Genomic DNA, 17,386 nt, shown 5'->3' with positions numbered 1-17,386 from the left:
GATGGCGCAGGACAAGATCCCCTCGTCGGTTCTGTTCTGCTGCGACCACAATTCCATCCGCTCGCCCATGGCCGAGGGGATGATGAAGAAGTTCTACGGCCGCGCCGCCTATGTCCAGTCGGCGGGCGTCAGGAACGACATGGAGGTGGACGGCTTCGCCATCGCCGTCTGCGACGAGATCGGCGTGACCATCGCCAACCACCGCAGCCGCAGCTTCGACGAGATGGAGGACTGGGGCGACGACCTGAGCCAGTTCGACCTGATCGTCGCGCTGTCGCCCGCCAGCCAGCGCATGGCGCTGGAGATGACGCGCCATGCCCATCTGGAGGTCGAGTACTGGCCCATCATGGACCCGACCGGCCTGGCCGAGGGGCGCGAGGCGCGCCTGGCCGCCTATCGCCAGACCCGCGACCAGATCGAGACGCGGATGCGCGCCCGCTTCGGCCCGCCGCGGACCGAAGCCGGCGGCGATCCGGCCTAGCAGCGCGCATCGCCCGTCCGGCGCCAATGCGCGGGCACGTCCCACAGGGGGCGGGCCATCTCGGCGATGACCTCGTCGCGGGTCAGGCCGATGTCGCGCAGCTGTTCGTCCGACAGGCGGGACAGGTCGATGCGGGTGCGGCGCACGTCGAACATGGTCAACGCCCGCTCCAGCCACCAGGGGCGGGGCAGGATGCCGTGACCGGTCACGACGTTCAGCAGGGCGGTCTTGGGCGACATGGTTCAGGCTCCGTGATCTTTATCATCAACATGATAGATGAATTGTCTTTGCATCATCTTTCATGTTGATGATTACGGCCCGGCGCGGTATTTGTGAAACGAATGGTTGTGATGCAATCCATCAGGGAAACTGGACGATGCGCAATCTGGATGTCGGCACCTTGCGATCGCTTCAGGCGGTAGCCGAATATGGTGCGGTGACCCGCGCCGCCGAGGCGCTGAACATGACGCAGAGCGCGCTGTCGATGCAGATGAAGCGCCTGGAGGAGGTGTTCGGCCGCCCGATGCTGGCCAAGGCCGGGCGGGGCGTGATCCTGTCGGATTTCGCGCAGGACCTGCTGGGCGAGAGCCGCAAGCTGGTGGCGCTGAACGACGCCATCCTGTCGCGCTTCACCGGGCTTCAGCCGGAACAGAAGCTGCGGGTGGGGCTCAGCAGCGACTGGCTGTTCGCCAAGGTGGCACAGACGGTGCGCGCGTTCCGCACCGACTTTCCGCGCGTCCAGCTGTTCATGCGCGACGCCCGCACCAAGGACCTGCGCGCGCAGATGCGGCGGGGCGAGCATGACATCATCCTGACCACCGAATTCGAGACCCCGCCCGGCGCGATCCATCTGGCCAAGGTCGATCTGGCCTGGGTGGGGGCCGTCGGGGGTGCCGCTTGGCAGGACAGGCCGCTGGCGCTGGCGACCTCGTCGCATTGCGCCTATTACCCGGCGGCCATCGCGGCGCTGGACGCGGCCGGGATCGCCTGGACCCATCCGGCGGGCGAGGGCGGGGACGAGAACTGGCACATCCTGGCCGCCGCCGATCTGGGCGTCACCGTGCGCCCCCGCGGCATCCCGCAGGCGGGGCTGGAGGATGTCGAACACGGCGGCGCGCTGCCGCCGCTGCCGCCGACCTGGCTGAACGTCTATGTGGCGGACGGCCCGGCGCGGCGGACCGCCTCGGATTTCGCGGGCTATCTGCGCCGCGTCGTCTGCGAGGTCGCGGCGGCTGCCTAGACCACCACGCCCGCCCCATCCGTCGCAGGCCCCGCATTGGCGCGGAAGGCCGCGAACAGCTCCCGGCCCAGGCCCTCGTGGCTGTCCTTGGGGTCGAAGACGGCGGCTTCGCGGCTGTCGAAATCGGCCTCCAGGCATTCCAGCGTGCCGTTCGCCGCATCCAGCCGCACCCGGTCGCCGTCGCGCAGCCGAGCCAGCGGACCGCCCATCGCCGCCTCCGGCGAGACGTGGATCGCGGCAGGCACCTTGCCCGACGCGCCGGACATGCGCCCGTCCGTGACCAGCGCGACCTTCAGACCGCGGTCCTGCAGCACCGCCAGGGTCGGCGTCAGCGAGTGCAGTTCCGGCATGCCATTGGCGCGCGGGCCCTGAAAGCGGACGACGACGATCGTGTCTTCGGTGAACTCACCGGCGCGGAAGGCGGTCTTGACCGAGTCCTGGTCGCTGAAGACACGGGCGCGCGCCTCGATCAGGTGGCGTTCGGGGGCCACCGCGCTGATCTTGATGACGCCCCGGCCCAGATTGCCCTGCAGTTGCTTCAGCCCGCCCGTGGCCGCGAACGGATCGCTGGCGGGGCGCAGGATGCGGTCGTTCAGCGTGGCGCGCGCGCCGTCCTCCCACCGGATGGCCTGGCCGTCCAGCTTGGGTTCGCGGACATAGCCGTCCAGCCCCGATCCGGCGATCGTCTTGACGTCCGGGTGCAACAGGCCCGCCTCCAGCAGCTGCCCGATCATGTATCCTAGGCCCCCCGCCGCGTGGAAATGGTTCACGTCGGCCAGACCGTTGGGATAGACGCGGGCCATCAGCGGCACAGTCTCGGACAGGTCGTGGAAGTCCTGCAGGTCGATCAGCACGCCCGCCGCCCGCGCCATGGCGGGCAGGTGCAGGACCAGGTTCGTGGACCCGCCCGTGGCCATCAGGCCGACGATGCCGTTGACGAAGGCCCGTTCGTCCAGCACCTGACCGGCGGGGGTGTATTCGTTGCCCAGATTGGTGATCTGCGCCGCGCGCTGGACCGCGGCCACGGTCAGCGCCTCGCGCAGCGGCGTGTTCGGGTTCACGAAGCTTGATCCGGGCAGGTGCAGGCCCATGAACTCCATCAGCATCTGGTTGGTGTTCGCGGTGCCGTAGAAGGTGCAGGTGCCCGCCGAGTGATAGCTGGCCATCTCGGCCTTCATCAGCTCGTCGCGGCCGACCTCTCCGGTGGCGAATTGCTGGCGGACCTTCGATTTTTCGTCATTGGGCAGGCCCGAGGGCATCGGACCGGCAGGGACGAAGACCGCCGGGATGTGCCCGAAGGTCGCGGCCGAGATGATCAGCCCCGGCACGATCTTGTCGCAGACGCCCAGATACAGGGCCGAATCAAAGCAGTCATGCGACAGGGCCACCCCGGCGGCCAGCGCGATCACGTCGCGCGAGAACAGCGACAGCTCCATCCCCGGGCGGCCTTGCGTCACGCCGTCGCACATGGCCGGGACGCCGCCCGCGACCTGCACCGTGGCGCCCGCCGCGCGGCCCGCGGCCCGGATCACGTTGGGATAGCGTTCGAAGGGCTGATGCGCCGACAGCATGTCGTTGTAGGCCGTCACGATCCCGATATTGGGCTTTCGCGTCGTCGCCATGTCGACCTTGTCGTCCATCGCGGCATAGGCATGGGCCTGGTTGCCGCAGGACAGGTGCGCACGGGCCGGGCCGTCCTGCGCCGCACGGGCGATCTTGGCCAGATAGGCGCTGCGGCTGTCATGGGATCGTTCGCGGATGCGGTCGGTGACGCGGTCGATCATGGCGTGAAGGGTCATGGGTGCCTCCTCTGGCTTTGCGGCACTATACGCCGTTAGCGATAACGGGGCAACCGTCGGCGGTGGCCAGCCTTGTGCGCAGGGGTGGGAAATGTCAGATCGACCGCAAAAGGAGTTTTGCCATGAGCGAACTGCAGGACGACCAGCCGGTCACCCATCCCAACGATCGCGCCGTGATCCGGTTGCGTCCGAAATCCAAGCCGCAGGCGATCCGCCATGGCTTCCCCTGGGTCTTCGCCGATGAGGCCGTTCTGGACCGCCGCACCAAGGCGCTGCCCCCCGGCGGCCTCGCGGTGCTGGAGGATGCCGAGCGTCAGCCGCTGGCCTTGGTGACCGTGAACCCGGTCAGCAAGATCATCGCCCGGGTGATGGACAGCGACCCGGATGCGGTGATCGACGGCGCCTGGTTGCGCGCCCGCCTGACCCGCGCCCTGCAGATGCGCGAGCGGATCTATGACGAGCCCTTCTATCGTCTGGTCCATGCCGAGGCCGACGGCCTGCCGGGCCTGGTCATCGACCGCTTCGGCGACGCGGCCGTGATCCAGCCCAATGCGGCCTGGGCCGACGGCATGGCCGAGGACATCGCCGATGCGCTGATCGAGGTCGCGGGCGTCTCCACGGTCGTCCTGAACGGGCAGGGTCGGTCGCGCGGCCTGGAGGGTCTGGCCGAGCGGCTGGAGGTCATCCGTGGCGCGGCCCCGACCGGCCCGGTCCAGGTGCGCATGAACGGCGCGACCTATCTGGCCGACCTGCTGGGCGGGCAGAAGACGGGCCTGTTCTTCGACCAGCGCCCGAACCACGCCTTCACGCAGCGGCTGGTGGATGGCGGCTCGGTCCTGGACGTGTTCAGCCATGTGGGCGGTTTCGGCCTGGCGGCGCTGGCGGCGGGGGCCGACAGCGCGCTCTGCATCGACGGCAGTGCGCCTGCATTGGAGCTGGCACGGGGGGGTGCGGCGGCGATGGGTGCTGCGGACCGGCTGGAGACGCAGCAATCGGATGCCTTCGACGCGCTGGAGGCCCTGGCCGAACAGGGACGGACCTTCGACGTGGTGGTCTGCGACCCGCCGGCCTTCGCGCCGTCGAAGCCCGCGCTGGAAAAGGGCCTGCGCGCGTATGAGCGGATCGCCAAGATGGCCGCGCCGCTGGTCGCGCCGGGGGGCTATCTGGTCCTGTGCAGCTGTTCGCACGCGGCCGACCTGACCGCGTTCCGCAATGTGAGCGCGCGCGGCATCGGGCGCGGCGGGCGGCGCGGGGTGCTGATCCATACGGGTCAGGCCGGTCCCGACCATCCGACCCTGCCGCAGCTGGCCGAGACGGGCTATCTCAAGGCGCTGTTCTTCCGGCTGGACTGATGCGCGCCGTCCTGGACGCCAATGTGCTGTTCCCCACCATCCTGCGCGAGATCCTGACCGATCTGGCGCAGGCGGGGCTTTACCACGCGCTTTGGTCGGACCGCATCCTGGAGGAATGGCACCGCGCCGCCGCGCGCATCGGCCCTGATGCCGAAAGCGTCGCGGGGGCCCAGATCGCGCTTCTGCGCCTGCGCTTTCCGCAGGCGGTGCGGGCCGCTGACGGGCAGGCGGCGATCGACCTGGATTTTCCCGATCCTGCCGACCGCCATGTGGTCGAGGCTGCGCTGGCCGGGGACGCATCCCTGATCGTCACCGCGAACCTGCGCGATTTTCCACAGCGGATGATGACCGGGCTGGGCCTGCGCGCGATCCATCCCGATGCGTTTCTGCTGGATCTACTGGCGCGCGACCGGCCCGCGGTCCTGTCCGCGCTGCAGGCCGCCCGCGACCGTGCGGAGGCCGCGGGCGGTGCCATGAGCATGGCCGAGATGCTGAAGCGCTGTCGGCTTCCGCGGCTGGCGCGTGCAGTGAAAGGTTGAACGGCATTGCTGTTATCGCTAACAAGGGGTAAGGCGAACGCCACCCAACAGGAGGACAGCATGGTCTCTCGTGTCATTCCGGTCGATGACTTCGACCTCGTGATCTTTGGCGCCACGGGCGATCTGGCCCATCGCAAGATCCTGCCCGGTCTCTACCGGCGCTTCAAGGCGGGACAGTTCCCGGCCACCAGCCAGATCATCGGCGCGGCGCGGACCGACCAGGACGACGACGCCTTCCGCGCGGATGCGTCCAAGGCGATCTGCGAATTCGCGGGCACCAAGCCGGACGACCCGCAGCTGGCCGAGTTCCTGGGCCTGCTGGGCTATGTCCCCATCGACGCCAAGGGCGAGGGCGGCTGGCAGGCGCTGAAGGACCGGATGCGCAAGGGCGCGGTCCATGCCTTCTATTTCTCGGTCGCGCCGGCGCTGTTCGGCGACATCGCCGAGCGTCTGGCGGGCCACGGCATCGCCGATGACGACAGCCGCATCGTGGTCGAAAAGCCGTTCGGCCGCGACCTGGCCAGCGCCAAGGCGCTGAACGCCACGCTGGCGCGGCATTTCAACGAACAGCAGATCTACCGGATCGACCATTACCTGGGCAAGGAGACCGTCCAGAACCTGATGGCGGTCCGCTTTGCCAATGTCCTGTTCGAACCGCTGTGGAACGCCCAATACGTGGACCACGTCCAGATTACCGTGGCCGAGACCGTGGGCGTGGCCGGACGCGGCAGCTATTACGACAAGTCCGGCGCGATCCGGGACATGGTCCAGAACCATATGATGCAGCTTCTGTGCCTGATCGCGATGGAGCCGCCCTATCACTTCGACCCCGATGCCGTGCGCGACGAGAAGCTGAAGGTGATCCGCGCGCTGGAGCCGCTGGAGCCCGCCGACATCGTCCGCGGCCAGTATCAGGGCGAGGGCAGCGACTATCTGACCGATGCCGAGGATCCCGATTCGCGGACCGAGAGCTATGTCGCGATGAAGGTGCGCATCTCCAACTGGCGCTGGCAGGGCACGCCGTTCTACCTGCGCACCGGAAAGAAGCTGCGCGCCCGCACCAGCGAGATCGCCATCGTCTTCAAGGAGCCGCCGCATTCGATCTTCGACGACAGCGGCCATCCCAAGGCCAACGAACTGGTCATCCGCCTGCAGCCGAACGAGGGCATGAACCTCAAGGTGATGATCAAGGAGCCGGGGCCGGGCGGCATGCGCCTGGTTCAGGTGCCGCTGGATATGTCCTTCGCCGATGCCCTGGGGGCCGAAGGCGCGGACATGCCCGACGCCTATGAACGGCTGATCATGGACGTCATCCGCGGCAACCAGACGCTGTTCATGCGCGGCGACGAGGTCGAGGCGGCCTGGGCCTGGACCGACCCTATCATCACCTCCTGGGAGGAGGGCAAGCGGCGTCCCGAACCCTATGACAGCGGATCCTCGGGCCCCGAGGAGGCGTTGCGCCTGATGCATCGCGACAACCGTCGCTGGAGGGAGATCAGGGCATGAGCATGGACTTCAAGGACTATCCCGACCGCGAGATGCTGGCCCTGTCCGTCGCGGACCGCATCGCCTCGCAGCTGGCGCAGCATCTGCGCGGCCATGACCGGGCGACGCTCTGCGTGCCGGGCGGCACATCGCCCGCGCCGGTCTTTGAGACGCTGTCGGGGGCCGATCTGGACTGGTCCCGCGTCACGGTGGTCCTGGGCGACGAGCGGTGGGTGGATGGCGAACACAAGCGCTCGAACTCGCGCCTGCTGCGGCGGCATCTGCTGAAGGACAAGGCGGCGGCTGCGGATTATATCGACCTCTATACCGGCGACGTCTCGCCCGATCTGGCGACCGACGGGCTGGCCGACCGGCTGGCGCCGCATCTGCCTTTGACGGTGGTCCTGCTGGGCATGGGCAACGACATGCACACGGCCAGCCTGTTCCCCGGCGCCGACCATCTGGAGGCCGCGATGGCCCCCGACGCCGCCCCCGTCATGGCGATCCGCGCCGAGGGCGCGGAGGAGCCGCGCATCACCCTCACGCGGCCGGTGCTGGCCGATGCGCTGAACATCCATGTCCTGATCATGGGCCCCGAAAAGCGCGAGGCGCTGGAGCGCGCGCAGAAATCGGACCCGATGGATGCCCCGATCCGCGCCTTTCTTGACCAGGCCACCGTCCATTGGGCCGAATGAGGAACTGACATGACCGCACTCTGGAACCGCCTCAAGGATCACCGCAAGGCCCAAGGACAGGCCCGGATCGAGGCGCTGTTCGACGCCGACCGCGCCACGGATTACCGGGTGCAGGCGGACGGGCTGACCTTCGACTACTCCAAGACGATGATCGACGCGCGCGCCCGCGATCTGCTGCTGGAGCTGGCCGCCCCCGTGGCCGCCCGCCGCGACGCGATGTTCGCGGGCGAGAAGATCAACGAGACCGAGGGCCGCGCCGTCCTGCACACCGCGTTGCGCAACCTCTCGGGCAGCGTGATCGTCGACGGTCAGGACGTGATGCCCGCGGTGCGCGACACCCATGCCCGGATGTCGGACTTCGCGCGCCAGGTCCGTGACGGCGGCTTTGCGGGGCAGGGCGGGCGTATCACCGATGTGGTGAATATCGGCATCGGCGGGTCGGACCTCGGCCCGGCCATGGCGGTGCTGGCGCTGGCGCCCTATCACGACGGGCCGCGCACGCATTTCGTCAGCAACGTGGACGGTGCCGACATCGCCGACACGCTGAAGGGGCTGGACCCGGCCACGACGCTGGTGATCGTGGCCTCCAAGACCTTCACCACCATCGAGACGATGACCAACGCCCAGACCGCCCGCGACTGGATGGCGGCGTCAGTCGCCGATCCGGGCGCGCAGTTCGTGGCCCTGTCCACCGCCGCCGCCAAGGCCGCCGATTTCGGCATCGCCGAAGATCGCGTCTTCGGCTTCGAGGACTGGGTCGGCGGGCGCTATTCGGTCTGGGGGCCGATCGGGCTGTCGCTGATGCTGGCCGTCGGCCCCGAAGCCTTCGACCAGTTCCTGGCGGGCGGCGCGGCGATGGACACGCATTTCCGCACCGCCGAACCGGTGCAGAACCTGCCGATGATGCTGGCCCTGACCGGCATCTGGCACCACCAGATCTGCGGCTATCCGACCCGCGCGGTGCTGCCTTATGACAACCGCCTGATGCGCCTGCCCGCCTATCTGCAGCAGCTGGAGATGGAATCGAACGGCAAGCGCGTGGCCATGGACGGCAGTGATCTGGAGGTCGTGTCGGGCCCCGTCGTCTGGGGCGAACCCGGCACGAACGGCCAGCACGCCTTCTATCAGCTGATCCACCAGGGCACGATGCGCGTCCCCTGCGAGTTCATCCTGGCCGCGCGCGGGCACGAGCCGGACCTGGCGCATCACCACATCCTGCTGGCCGCGAACTGTCTGGCGCAGTCCGAGGCGCTGATGCGCGGCCGCAGCCTTGACGAGGCCCGCGCCCTGATGGCCGCCAAGGGCCTTGAGGGCGCCGAGCTGGACCGTCAGGCCCGCCACCGCGTCTTCCCCGGCAACCGCCCCTCCACCACGCTGCTGATGGAGCAGCTGACGCCCTTCGCCCTGGGTCAGATCGTGGCGCTCTACGAGCATCGGGTCTTCGTCGAGGGCGTGATCCTGGGCATCAACAGCTATGACCAATGGGGCGTCGAGCTGGGCAAGGAGCTGGCCCTCAAGGTCGAGCCGCTGCTGAAGGGCGAACCCGCCCCCGGCCACGACCCCTCGACCGAGGCGCTGGCGGCGCTGATCCGCGATATGCGCGGCTGACGGGCCCCGCCTGGCACGACAGGAAAGCCGCCCCGGCCGTCCGGGGCGGCTTTTCCTTGGCGGCGCAAGATTGTAGGGTCCGCGCCAGCACGGAAAGGTCTGACCATGGCATTCTTCTCGAAACTGCGCGAACGGCTGACGCGGTCGTCGACCAAGATCGGCTCGGGCCTGGACGACATCGTGGCGGACGCCCCCGAGGCCGCGGCACCCGCGCCCCAGGCACCGGCCCCCGCGGCCGAACTGCCCGCCCCCGTCGCCACCCCCCATCCGCAACCCGTCCAGCCGGGCTTGGTCGGCCGCCTGTTCGGTCGCGGCGCGGCGCAGCCCGAGGAACCCCGGCGCGCGCTGGACGACGACATGCTGGAGGAGCTGGAGGACATGCTGGTCCAGGCCGATCTGGGCGTGGACACCGCGCTGCGCGTCACCGCCAACATCGCCGAGGGTCGCATGGGCCGCCGCGTCTCCTCCCGCGAGCTGAAGGAGCTTCTGGCGACCGAGATCGGCCGCATCATGGCCCCGGTCGCCCGTCCCCTGCCGATCTATCCGAAGAAGCCGCAGGTGGTGCTGGTCGTGGGCGTCAACGGCGCGGGCAAGACCACCACCATCGGCAAGCTGGCCAGCCAGTTCCGCGCCGCGGGCAAGTCGGTCGTGATCGCCGCGGGCGACACGTTCCGCGCGGCGGCCGTCGAACAGCTGCAGGTCTGGGGTCAGCGGGCGGGCGTGCCGGTGATGGTCGCGCCGCAGGGCAGCGACCCGGCCAGCCTGGCTTGGGACGCGATGGCGCGCGCCGAGGCCGAGGGCGCCGACCTCCTGATGATCGACACCGCCGGCCGCCTGCAGAACCGTCAGGACCTGATGGAGGAGCTGGCCAAGATCGTCCGCGTGATCCGCAAGAAGGACCCCGAGGCCCCGCACAACACCCTGCTTGTGCTGGACGCGACCACCGGCCAGAACGCGCTGAGCCAGGTCGAGACCTTCCGCAAGCTGGCCGACATCTCGGGTCTGGTGATGACCAAGCTGGACGGCACGGCGCGGGGCGGCGTGCTGGTCGCGCTGGCCGACCGCTTCGGCCTGCCCATCCACGCGATCGGGGTGGGCGAGCAGATCGACGATCTGGATGCCTTCGATGCCGACGACTTCGCCCGCGCCCTGGTCGGGCTGGACGACCGCACCGCCTGAAGCCGTTCCGCACGACGCCGGGGCGGAACAAAGGTTGACTCCATCGCCGATAAGAACAAAACATGAACTGAGAATCCCATCTTGGTTCACCCATGTCCCCTGCCGCCACCCTGCCCACGCTGAGATCGCGCATCGCCCATCTGGAGGGCGAGGGGCAGGGTCGTGACATGCTGCCCTTCGGCATCCCCGATCTGGACCGCCGCCTGCCGCAGGGGGGACTGCCCTTGGGCTGCCTGCACGAGGTCGCGGGCGGGGCCGAGGGCGCGGTGGACGGCGCGGCGGCGGCCTGCTTTGCCGCGGGCATCGCCGCGCGCCTGCCGGGTCAGGTCCTGTGGTGCGTGGTCCGGGCGGATCTCTTTGCGCCGGGTCTGGCCCAAGCCGGCCTGCCGCCCGAACGGGTGATCCATGTCGAGGCCGACGACGAGACCGCCGTCCTGGCCTGCATGGAGGAGGGGCTGCGCCATGGCGGCCTGTCCGCCGTCGTGGCCGAGATCGGGCGGCTGTCCATGACCGCCTCGCGCCGCCTGCACCTGGCCGCCAAGGGCAGCGGCACCACCGGCATCGCGCTGCGCCGCTGGCGTCAGCAGGCCGAGGCGGCCGATTTCGGCCAGCCCACGGCCTCGATGACGCGCTGGCGCGTCTCGGAACGCGGGTCCGTGCCGCTGCCGGTGCCGGGCCTTGGCCGGGCGCGCTGGCGGGTTGAGCTGCTGCGGGTGCGGGGCGGCGAATCCTTCGATCTGGAACTGGAGGCTTGCGATGGCACGGGTCATCTCGGTCTGCCTGCCGCTGTGGCCGATCGACCGGCTGCGGCGGCAGGACGACACGCCTTCGGCTGACGCGCCGCTGATCCTGTCCGGGCGCGTGGGCAGCCGCCGCCTGGTGACCGCCGCCTGCGACGGCGCGATGGCGCTTGGCCTGCGGCCCGGCATGCCGGTCGCCAAGGCGCAGGCGATGGTGCCCGACCTGCGCGTCGAACCCGCCGATCCCGCCGCCGATCTGGCCGCGCTGGAGCGGTTGGCCCTGTGGCTGATGCAGCGGTTCGCGCCCATCGTGGCGGTGGATCCGCCCGACGGAGTGGTGATCGACGCCACCGGCACCGACCACCTGCATGGCGGAGAGGCCGCGATGCTGGACGCGATCCTGGGCCGGCTGACCCTGTCGGGCGTAACCGCGCGGCTGGCCATGGCCGACAGCTGGGGCGCGGCTCATGCCCTGGCGCGGCACGGGGACAGCCCCGCCATCGTGCCGCCGGGCGGCGCGGCGGCCGCGCTGGCGCCGCTGCCGCTTCAGGCGCTGCGCCTGCCTGACGCGGCGCTGTCCGGCCTGCGCGATCTGGGCGTGGCCAGTATCGGAGAGTTGGCCGCGATGCCCCGCGCGCCGTTGACCCGCCGCTTTGGCCCCCAGGTCATCCGCCGCCTGGATCAGGCCCTGGGCGCGGCGGCCGAACCCATCGACCCGCTGCGCCCGGCCGATCTGGTGACCGCGCGGCGCGTCTTTGCCGAACCCATCGCCGCGGCCGAGACCATCGCCCGCCAGATCGACCGCCTGACCCGCGACCTCTGCCGTCAGCTGGAGGCGCGGTCCCTGGGCGCGCGGCGGCTGGACCTGATCTGCTGGCGGGTGGACAGCCATGCCCAGCCCGTGCGCGTGGGCCTGGCCGCCCCGCAGCGCGACCCGGCGCGGCTGACGCGGCTGCTGTCGGACCGGATCGCCACCATCGACCCCGGTTTCGGGATCGAGATCATGTCCCTGACCGCCACTCTGGCCGAACCGCTGATGCCGCGCCAGGTGGGCGGCCTGCTGGAACCCGCCGCGCCCGACATCGCCGGGCTGATCGACAGCCTGACGAACCGCGTCGGCGCCCGCGGCGTCTTTCGCCTGGCGCCGGTGGCCAGCGACGTGCCCGAACGCTCGGTCGCGCGGGTGGCGCCGCTCTCGGCGGTCACCGCCTCCTGGCCGGACCACTGGCCCCGCCCGGCGCGCCTGCTGCCCCGGCCCGAGCCGATCACCACCCTGGCCCTGCTGCCCGACCAGCCGCCGCACTGGATCGTCTGGCGCGGCACCCGCCACCGGGTCCGCCATGCCGACGGGCCGGAACGCATCTTCGGCGAATGGTGGAAGCGCGACGCCGAGATGCGCGCCGTGCGCGACTATTTCCGCATCGAGGATCAGGACGGCCGCCGCCTGTGGATCTTCCGCCAGGGCGACGGAGAGGACACGGCCACAGGCTCGCATCGCTGGTTCCTGCACGGGGTCTTCGGATGAGCCCTGTCGAACTCCAGGTGACCACGCATTTCTCGTTTCTGCGCGGCGCGTCCTCCGCGCAGGAGCTGTTCGCGACGGCGGCGCTGATGGGCATGCGGGCGCTGGCGGTCACCGACCGCAACAGCCTGGCGGGGATCGTGCGCGCCCATGAGGCCGCCAAGGAGACCGGCGTCCGGCTGATCGTCGGCTGCCGTCTGGACCTGCGCTGCGGCATGTCGGTGCTGGTCTATCCCATCGACCGCGCGGGCTATGGCGGGCTCTGCCGCCTGCTGTCCCTGGGCAAGGCGCGGGCGGGCAAGGGGGCGTGCCACCTGGACTGGGCCGATCTGGCCGATCATGCCGACGGGCTGATGGCAGTGCTGGTGCCCGACATGGCCGATGACGACTGCGCGCTGCGCCTGCGCCGGATGCGCGACGTCTTCGGCGAGCGTGCCTCTCTGGCGCTGACGCTGCGGCGGCGGCCCAACGACGCGCTGCGCCTGCATCAGCTGTCCTCGCTGGCCGCGCGGGCGGGCGTGGCCACGGTCGTCACCAACGACGTCCTCTATCACCATCCCGAGCGCCGCATCCTTCAGGACGTGGTGACCGCGATCCGCCTGAACACCACCGTCGACGCCCTGGGCCTGCGCCGCGAACGCCATGCCGACCGGCACCTGAAACCCCCGGCCGAGATGGCGCGCCTGTTCGCCCGCCATCCCGACGCCTTGGCCCGCAGCTCCGAGATCGCTGACCGCTGCCGCTTCACGCTGGACGATCTGGATTACCAGTACCCGGAGGAACGCCCGGACCCCAGCATCAGCCCGCAGGCCACGCTGGAGGCGCTGACCTGGCAGGGGGCGGCCGAACGCTATCCGCAGGGCGTCCCGCCTCAGGTCGCCGAAACCCTGCGCCATGAGCTGGGCCTGATCGCGCGGCTGGAATACGCGCCCTATTTCCTGACGGTGAACAACATCGTGCGCCATGCGCGCGACCGGGGCATCCTGTGCCAGGGCCGCGGGTCGGCGGCCAATTCCGCCGTGTGCTATGTCCTGGGCATCACCGCCATCGACCCCCAGGGCGGCACCCTGCTGTTCGAGCGGTTCATCAGCGAGGATCGTCACGAACCCCCCGACATCGACGTCGATTTCGAGCATGAGCGGCGCGAGGAGGTGATCCAGTGGATCTACCGCACCTATGGGCGTGACCGGGCCGCGCTGACGGCGGTCGTCATCCGCTATCGCACCAAGGGCGCGCTGCGCGACGTGGGCAAGGCCCTGGGCCTGCCCGAGGACGTGATCCGCACCATCTCGGGCCAGGTCTGGGCCTGGTCCGAGGAGGGCGTGCCGGACAGTCTGCTCAGCGCGCTGAACCTGAACCCGGCCGACCGCCGCCTGCGCCTGACGCTGGACCTGGCGGCCCGGCTGCACGGCACGCCGCGCCACCTGTCCCAGCATCCGGGCGGCTTCGTGCTGACCCGCGACCGGCTGGACGGGCTGGTGCCCATCGAGCCCGCCGCCATGCAGGACCGCCAGATCATCGAATGGGACAAGGACGACATCGACACGCTGCGCTTCATGAAGCTGGACGTGCTGGCCCTGGGGATGCTGACCTGCATCGCGCGCTGCTTTCGCCTGCTGCGCGCGCACAAGGGGCTGTCGATGGAACTGGCCACGATCCCGCCCGATGACACGCCGACCTTCGACATGATCTGCCGCGCCGACACCCTGGGCACCTTCCAGATCGAGAGCCGCGCCCAGATGTCGATGCTGCCGCGCCTCAGGCCGCGCAGCCTCGAGGACCTGACCATCCAGGTCGCCATCGTCCGCCCCGGCCCGATCCAGGGCGACATGGTCCATCCCTATCTGCGCCGCCGCGCGCGGCAGGAGGAGGTGGTCTATCCCAAGCCCGAACTGGAACGGGTGCTGGGCCGGACCTACGGCGTGCCGCTGTTTCAGGAACAGGCCATGCGCGTCGCCATCGACTGCGCGGGCTTCACCCCTGGTCAGGCGGACCTGCTGCGCAAGTCGATGGCGACCTTCAAGCTGACGGGCGGCGTCTCGGCCTTCCGCGACCGCGTGGTGGATGGCATGGTCGCCAACGGCTATGAGGCGGCCTTCGCGGAACAGATCTTCCGTCAGCTTGAGGGCTTCGGCAGCTACGGCTTTCCCGAAAGCCACGCGGCCAGCTTTGCGCTGATCGCCTATGCCTCGGCCTGGCTGAAATGCTGGCATCCGGACGTGTTCTGCGCGGCGCTGCTGAACAGCCAGCCGATGGGCTTCTATGCCCCCGCCCAGATCGTGCGCGACGCGCGCAACCACGGGGTCGAGATCCGCCCTATCTGCATTGCCCGCTCGGACTGGGACTGCACGCTGGAGCCCGCGGGGCAGGGCCATGCCGTGCGCCTTGGCCTGCGCATGGTCAAGGGGCTGGCGGAAATCCATGCCCGCGCGATCATCGCCGCCCGCCCGGCCGCCAAGGCGGAGGATCTGTGCCGCCGCGCGGGCGTTCCCACCGCCGCCCTGACCCGCATCGCCGAGGCCGACGGCTTTCGCCCGGCCTTCGGGCTGGCGCGGCGCGAGGCGATCTGGGCGATCCGCGGCCATCAGCCGGACCTGCCGCTGTTCGCGGTCCAGCCTGCGGCCGAACCCGCCGTCCGCCTGACCCCCATGCCCGCCGGACGCGAGGTGGTCGAGGATTACGCCCATACCGGCCTGACGCTGCGCCGCCACCCGCTGGCCTTCCTGCGCGAGGGCCTGGCCCGGCGCGGCATCCGCCCCTGCGCCGAGGCGATGGCAGGCGCCGACCGTCGCTGGATGCAGGTGGCGGGGCTGGTCCTGGTGCGTCAGCGACCGGGTTCGGCCAAGGGGGTGATGTTCATCACCCTGGAGGACGAGACCGGCATCGCCAATCTGGTGCTGTGGCCCAAGGTCTTCGACCGGCATCGCCGCATCGTTCTGGGCGCGGGCATGATCGGGGTCGAGGGCCGCGTCCAGCGGGCCGGAGAGGTCGTTCATCTGGTCGCCCACCGCCTGACCGACCTGTCGGACCTGCTGGCCGGCGTCGGCCGGCAGGGCGCCTTTCCGCTGCCCCACGGGCGCGGCGACGAATTCCACCGCGGCGCCCCGCCGCCCGATCCGCGCGCCAAGACCCCGCGACCGCGTGACATCCTGATCCGCGACCTGCCCGGACCCGGCATCACCGTGACCGGCCGCAATTTCCGCTGAGGCGCATGCGAAAGGGGCCGCCCTTGCGGACGGCCCCCTGCATTCGGTCGATGGCCGCCTCAGCCGGCGGCGGCGTTGCGCTGCGGGGCCGCGGCCTCGCGGCGGGCGCGCAGCTCCTCGGCCACCAGGAAGGCCAGCTCCAGCGACTGGCTGGCGTTCAGGCGCGGATCGCAGGCGGTGTGATAGCGGTCCGACAGATCCTCGTCGGTGACGGCGCGCACGCCGCCGGTGCATTCGGTAACGTCCTTGCCGGTCATCTCGAAATGCACGCCGCCGGGGATCGTGCCCTCGGCCTTGTGGACGGCAAAGAACTCGCGAACCTCGCGCAGGATCGAATCGAAGGCCCGCGTCTTGTAGCCGGTCGACGACTTGATGACGTTGCCGTGCATCGGATCGCAGGACCAGACGACGTTCGCGCCCTCCTCCTGCACCGCGCGGATCAGGCGGGGCAGGTGGTCGCCCACCTTGCCCGCACCGAAGCGCGCGATCAGCGTCAGGCGGCCCGCCTCGTTCTCGGGGTTCAGCTTCTCCATCAGCACCTTGAGATCGTCCGCCGTGGTGCTGGGGCCGCATTTCAGGCCGATCGGGTTCTGCACGCCGCGGCAGAACTCGACATGCGCGCCGTCGGGCTGACGCGTGCGGTCGCCGATCCAGATCATGTGGCCCGATCCGGCCACCGGCAGGCCCGTGGTGCTGTCGATGCGGGCCAGGGCCTCCTCGTATTCCAGCAGCAGCGCCTCGTGGCTGGTGTAGAAATCGACCTTGGAGAGCTGATGCGCAGTGTCGGAATTGACGCCCGCCGCCTGCATGAAGGCCATCGCGTCGCTGATCCGGCCCGCGATGTCGCGATAGCGCGCGGCCTCGGCACCGCCCACGAAATCGGCGATCCAGCTCTGGACGCGGTGCATGTCCGCGAACCCACCGGTCGAGAAGGCGCGCAGCAGGTTCAGCGACGCGGCCGCCTGCGTGTAGGCCGCCAGCATCCGCTGCGGGTCGGGAATGCGCGCCTCGGGGGTGAAGTCGAAGCCGTTGATGATGTCGCCGCGATAGCTGGGCAGCTCGACCCCGCCGATCACCTCGGTGGGCGCGCTGCGCGGCTTGGCGAACTGGCCCGCCATGCGGCCGACCTTGATGACGGGCATCTGCGCGCCCCAGGTCAGCACCACGGCCATCTGCAGCAGCACCTTGAAGGTGTCGCGCAGGTTGTCGGCGCTGAATTCGCTGAAGCTTTCGGCGCAGTCGCCGCCCTGCAGCAGGAAGGCCCGGCCCGCGGCGGCATCCGCCAGCTGGGCGCGCAGGCGGCGCGCCTCTCCGGCAAAGACCAGCGGCGGATAGCGGCGCAGCTGCGACTCCACCGCCTCCAGGGCGGCGGCGTCGGTATAGTCGGGCATCTGGACGCGCGGATAGGCGCGCCAGCCGGCCTTGTCCCAGGTCTGGGTGGCGGTCTTGCGGATCTGCTGCGTCATGTCCTGCGCTCCTTGGAAAATGTCGCGTCGGTATAAACGCTAACAGTCGTCAGGAAAAGGGTCTGCCGCGGCCC

14 protein-coding genes are annotated in these 17,386 nt (G+C 70.0%); 11 read left to right on the top strand and 3 right to left on the bottom strand.

The genetic code is table 11. The features are described from left to right. The first annotated feature begins 1 nt into the window (after position 1). Positions 2 to 481: a low molecular weight phosphatase family protein gene (locus AACG61_RS10340; protein WP_411837055.1), complete on the top strand. Its 480-nt coding sequence runs from the start codon at positions 2 to 4 to the stop codon at positions 479 to 481. Here AACG61_RS10340 and AACG61_RS10335 read toward each other — a convergent pair. Beyond that, positions 478 to 720, bottom strand: coding sequence for a DUF1127 domain-containing protein (locus AACG61_RS10335; protein WP_411837054.1), 243 nt, complete (start codon positions 718 to 720; stop codon positions 478 to 480). The genes AACG61_RS10340 and AACG61_RS10335 overlap by 4 nt on opposite strands. Positions 721 to 857: 137 nt before the next feature. Here AACG61_RS10335 and AACG61_RS10330 point away from each other — a divergent pair, with 137 nt between their 5' ends. Then, positions 858 to 1,721 (top strand): LysR family transcriptional regulator, encoded by an 864-nt coding sequence (locus tag AACG61_RS10330; protein WP_411837053.1) that lies wholly within the window; start codon positions 858 to 860, stop codon positions 1,719 to 1,721. Here AACG61_RS10330 and edd read toward each other — a convergent pair. Further along, on the bottom strand, positions 1,718 to 3,520 hold the full coding sequence (gene edd / locus AACG61_RS10325; RefSeq protein WP_411837052.1) for a phosphogluconate dehydratase: 1,803 nt from the start codon (positions 3,518 to 3,520) through the stop codon (positions 1,718 to 1,720). The genes AACG61_RS10330 and edd overlap by 4 nt on opposite strands. A 122-nt stretch (positions 3,521 to 3,642) precedes the next feature. Here edd and AACG61_RS10320 point away from each other — a divergent pair, with 122 nt between their 5' ends. The 9 genes from AACG61_RS10320 (at position 3,643) to AACG61_RS10280 (ending at position 15,846) form a co-directional block, all read left to right on the top strand. Next, complete coding sequence (locus AACG61_RS10320; protein ID WP_411837051.1) at positions 3,643 to 4,872, top strand: RSP_2647 family RNA methyltransferase; 1,230 nt, start codon at positions 3,643 to 3,645, stop codon at positions 4,870 to 4,872. Then, positions 4,872 to 5,411, top strand: coding sequence for an RSP_2648 family PIN domain-containing protein (locus tag AACG61_RS10315; protein WP_411837050.1), 540 nt, complete (start codon positions 4,872 to 4,874; stop codon positions 5,409 to 5,411). The genes AACG61_RS10320 and AACG61_RS10315 overlap by 1 nt, the downstream gene beginning before the upstream one ends. Before the next feature lie 60 nt (positions 5,412 to 5,471). Beyond that, complete coding sequence (gene zwf / locus AACG61_RS10310) at positions 5,472 to 6,917, top strand: glucose-6-phosphate dehydrogenase (protein WP_411837049.1); 1,446 nt, start codon at positions 5,472 to 5,474, stop codon at positions 6,915 to 6,917. A gap of 2 nt (positions 6,918 to 6,919) precedes the next feature. Then, entirely contained in the window at positions 6,920 to 7,591 is a 672-nt protein-coding gene (gene pgl / locus AACG61_RS10305) for a 6-phosphogluconolactonase (protein WP_411839498.1), read from the top strand. 9 nt (positions 7,592 to 7,600) lie between these two features. After that, positions 7,601 to 9,199, top strand: coding sequence for a glucose-6-phosphate isomerase (gene pgi / locus AACG61_RS10300; RefSeq protein ID WP_411837048.1), 1,599 nt, complete (start codon positions 7,601 to 7,603; stop codon positions 9,197 to 9,199). 105 nt (positions 9,200 to 9,304) lie between these two features. Then, complete coding sequence (gene ftsY, locus AACG61_RS10295) at positions 9,305 to 10,378, top strand: signal recognition particle-docking protein FtsY (RefSeq protein WP_411837047.1); 1,074 nt, start codon at positions 9,305 to 9,307, stop codon at positions 10,376 to 10,378. Between the two features lie 92 nt (positions 10,379 to 10,470). Next, positions 10,471 to 11,214, top strand: coding sequence for an ImuA family protein (locus tag AACG61_RS10290; RefSeq protein ID WP_411837046.1), 744 nt, complete (start codon positions 10,471 to 10,473; stop codon positions 11,212 to 11,214). Then, positions 11,135 to 12,643 carry a Y-family DNA polymerase gene (locus tag AACG61_RS10285; RefSeq protein ID WP_411837045.1) on the top strand — a complete coding sequence of 503 codons (1,509 nt, stop codon included), beginning with the start codon at positions 11,135 to 11,137 and terminating at the stop codon, positions 12,641 to 12,643. Before AACG61_RS10290 ends, AACG61_RS10285 begins: the two co-directional genes overlap by 80 nt. Further along, positions 12,640 to 15,846 (top strand): error-prone DNA polymerase, encoded by a 3,207-nt coding sequence (locus AACG61_RS10280; protein WP_411837044.1) that lies wholly within the window; start codon positions 12,640 to 12,642, stop codon positions 15,844 to 15,846. Before AACG61_RS10285 ends, AACG61_RS10280 begins: the two co-directional genes overlap by 4 nt. Positions 15,847 to 15,905: 59 nt before the next feature. Here AACG61_RS10280 and AACG61_RS10275 read toward each other — a convergent pair whose 3' ends face one another. Continuing rightward, positions 15,906 to 17,312, bottom strand: coding sequence for a class II 3-deoxy-7-phosphoheptulonate synthase (locus AACG61_RS10275; RefSeq protein WP_411837043.1), 1,407 nt, complete (start codon positions 17,310 to 17,312; stop codon positions 15,906 to 15,908). Positions 17,313 to 17,386: the final 74 nt, after the last annotated feature.

Source organism: Paracoccus sp. ME4 (assembly GCF_046736325.1).
Classification (GTDB): domain Bacteria; phylum Pseudomonadota; class Alphaproteobacteria; order Rhodobacterales; family Rhodobacteraceae; genus Paracoccus.
Note: the sequence above shows the minus strand (reverse complement) of the source record. Positions and strands in the feature narration are given on the sequence as shown.

Excerpts from the sequence above, each read along its gene's own strand:
- AACG61_RS10340 (WP_411837055.1), top strand. The coding sequence starts at position 2 with ATGGCGCAGGACAAGATCCCCTCGTCGGTTCTGTTCTGCTGCGACCAC.
- AACG61_RS10335 (WP_411837054.1), bottom strand. The coding sequence starts at position 720 with ATGTCGCCCAAGACCGCCCTGCTGAACGTCGTGACCGGTCACGGCATC.
- AACG61_RS10330 (WP_411837053.1), top strand. The coding sequence starts at position 858 with ATGCGCAATCTGGATGTCGGCACCTTGCGATCGCTTCAGGCGGTAGCC.
- edd (WP_411837052.1), bottom strand. The coding sequence starts at position 3,520 with ATGACCCTTCACGCCATGATCGACCGCGTCACCGACCGCATCCGCGAA.
- AACG61_RS10320 (WP_411837051.1), top strand. The coding sequence starts at position 3,643 with ATGAGCGAACTGCAGGACGACCAGCCGGTCACCCATCCCAACGATCGC.
- AACG61_RS10315 (WP_411837050.1), top strand. The coding sequence starts at position 4,872 with ATGCGCGCCGTCCTGGACGCCAATGTGCTGTTCCCCACCATCCTGCGC.
- zwf (WP_411837049.1), top strand. The coding sequence starts at position 5,472 with ATGGTCTCTCGTGTCATTCCGGTCGATGACTTCGACCTCGTGATCTTT.
- pgl (WP_411839498.1), top strand. The coding sequence starts at position 6,920 with ATGGACTTCAAGGACTATCCCGACCGCGAGATGCTGGCCCTGTCCGTC.
- pgi (WP_411837048.1), top strand. The coding sequence starts at position 7,601 with ATGACCGCACTCTGGAACCGCCTCAAGGATCACCGCAAGGCCCAAGGA.
- ftsY (WP_411837047.1), top strand. The coding sequence starts at position 9,305 with ATGGCATTCTTCTCGAAACTGCGCGAACGGCTGACGCGGTCGTCGACC.
- AACG61_RS10290 (WP_411837046.1), top strand. The coding sequence starts at position 10,471 with ATGTCCCCTGCCGCCACCCTGCCCACGCTGAGATCGCGCATCGCCCAT.
- AACG61_RS10285 (WP_411837045.1), top strand. The coding sequence starts at position 11,135 with ATGGCACGGGTCATCTCGGTCTGCCTGCCGCTGTGGCCGATCGACCGG.
- AACG61_RS10280 (WP_411837044.1), top strand. The coding sequence starts at position 12,640 with ATGAGCCCTGTCGAACTCCAGGTGACCACGCATTTCTCGTTTCTGCGC.
- AACG61_RS10275 (WP_411837043.1), bottom strand. The coding sequence starts at position 17,312 with ATGACGCAGCAGATCCGCAAGACCGCCACCCAGACCTGGGACAAGGCC.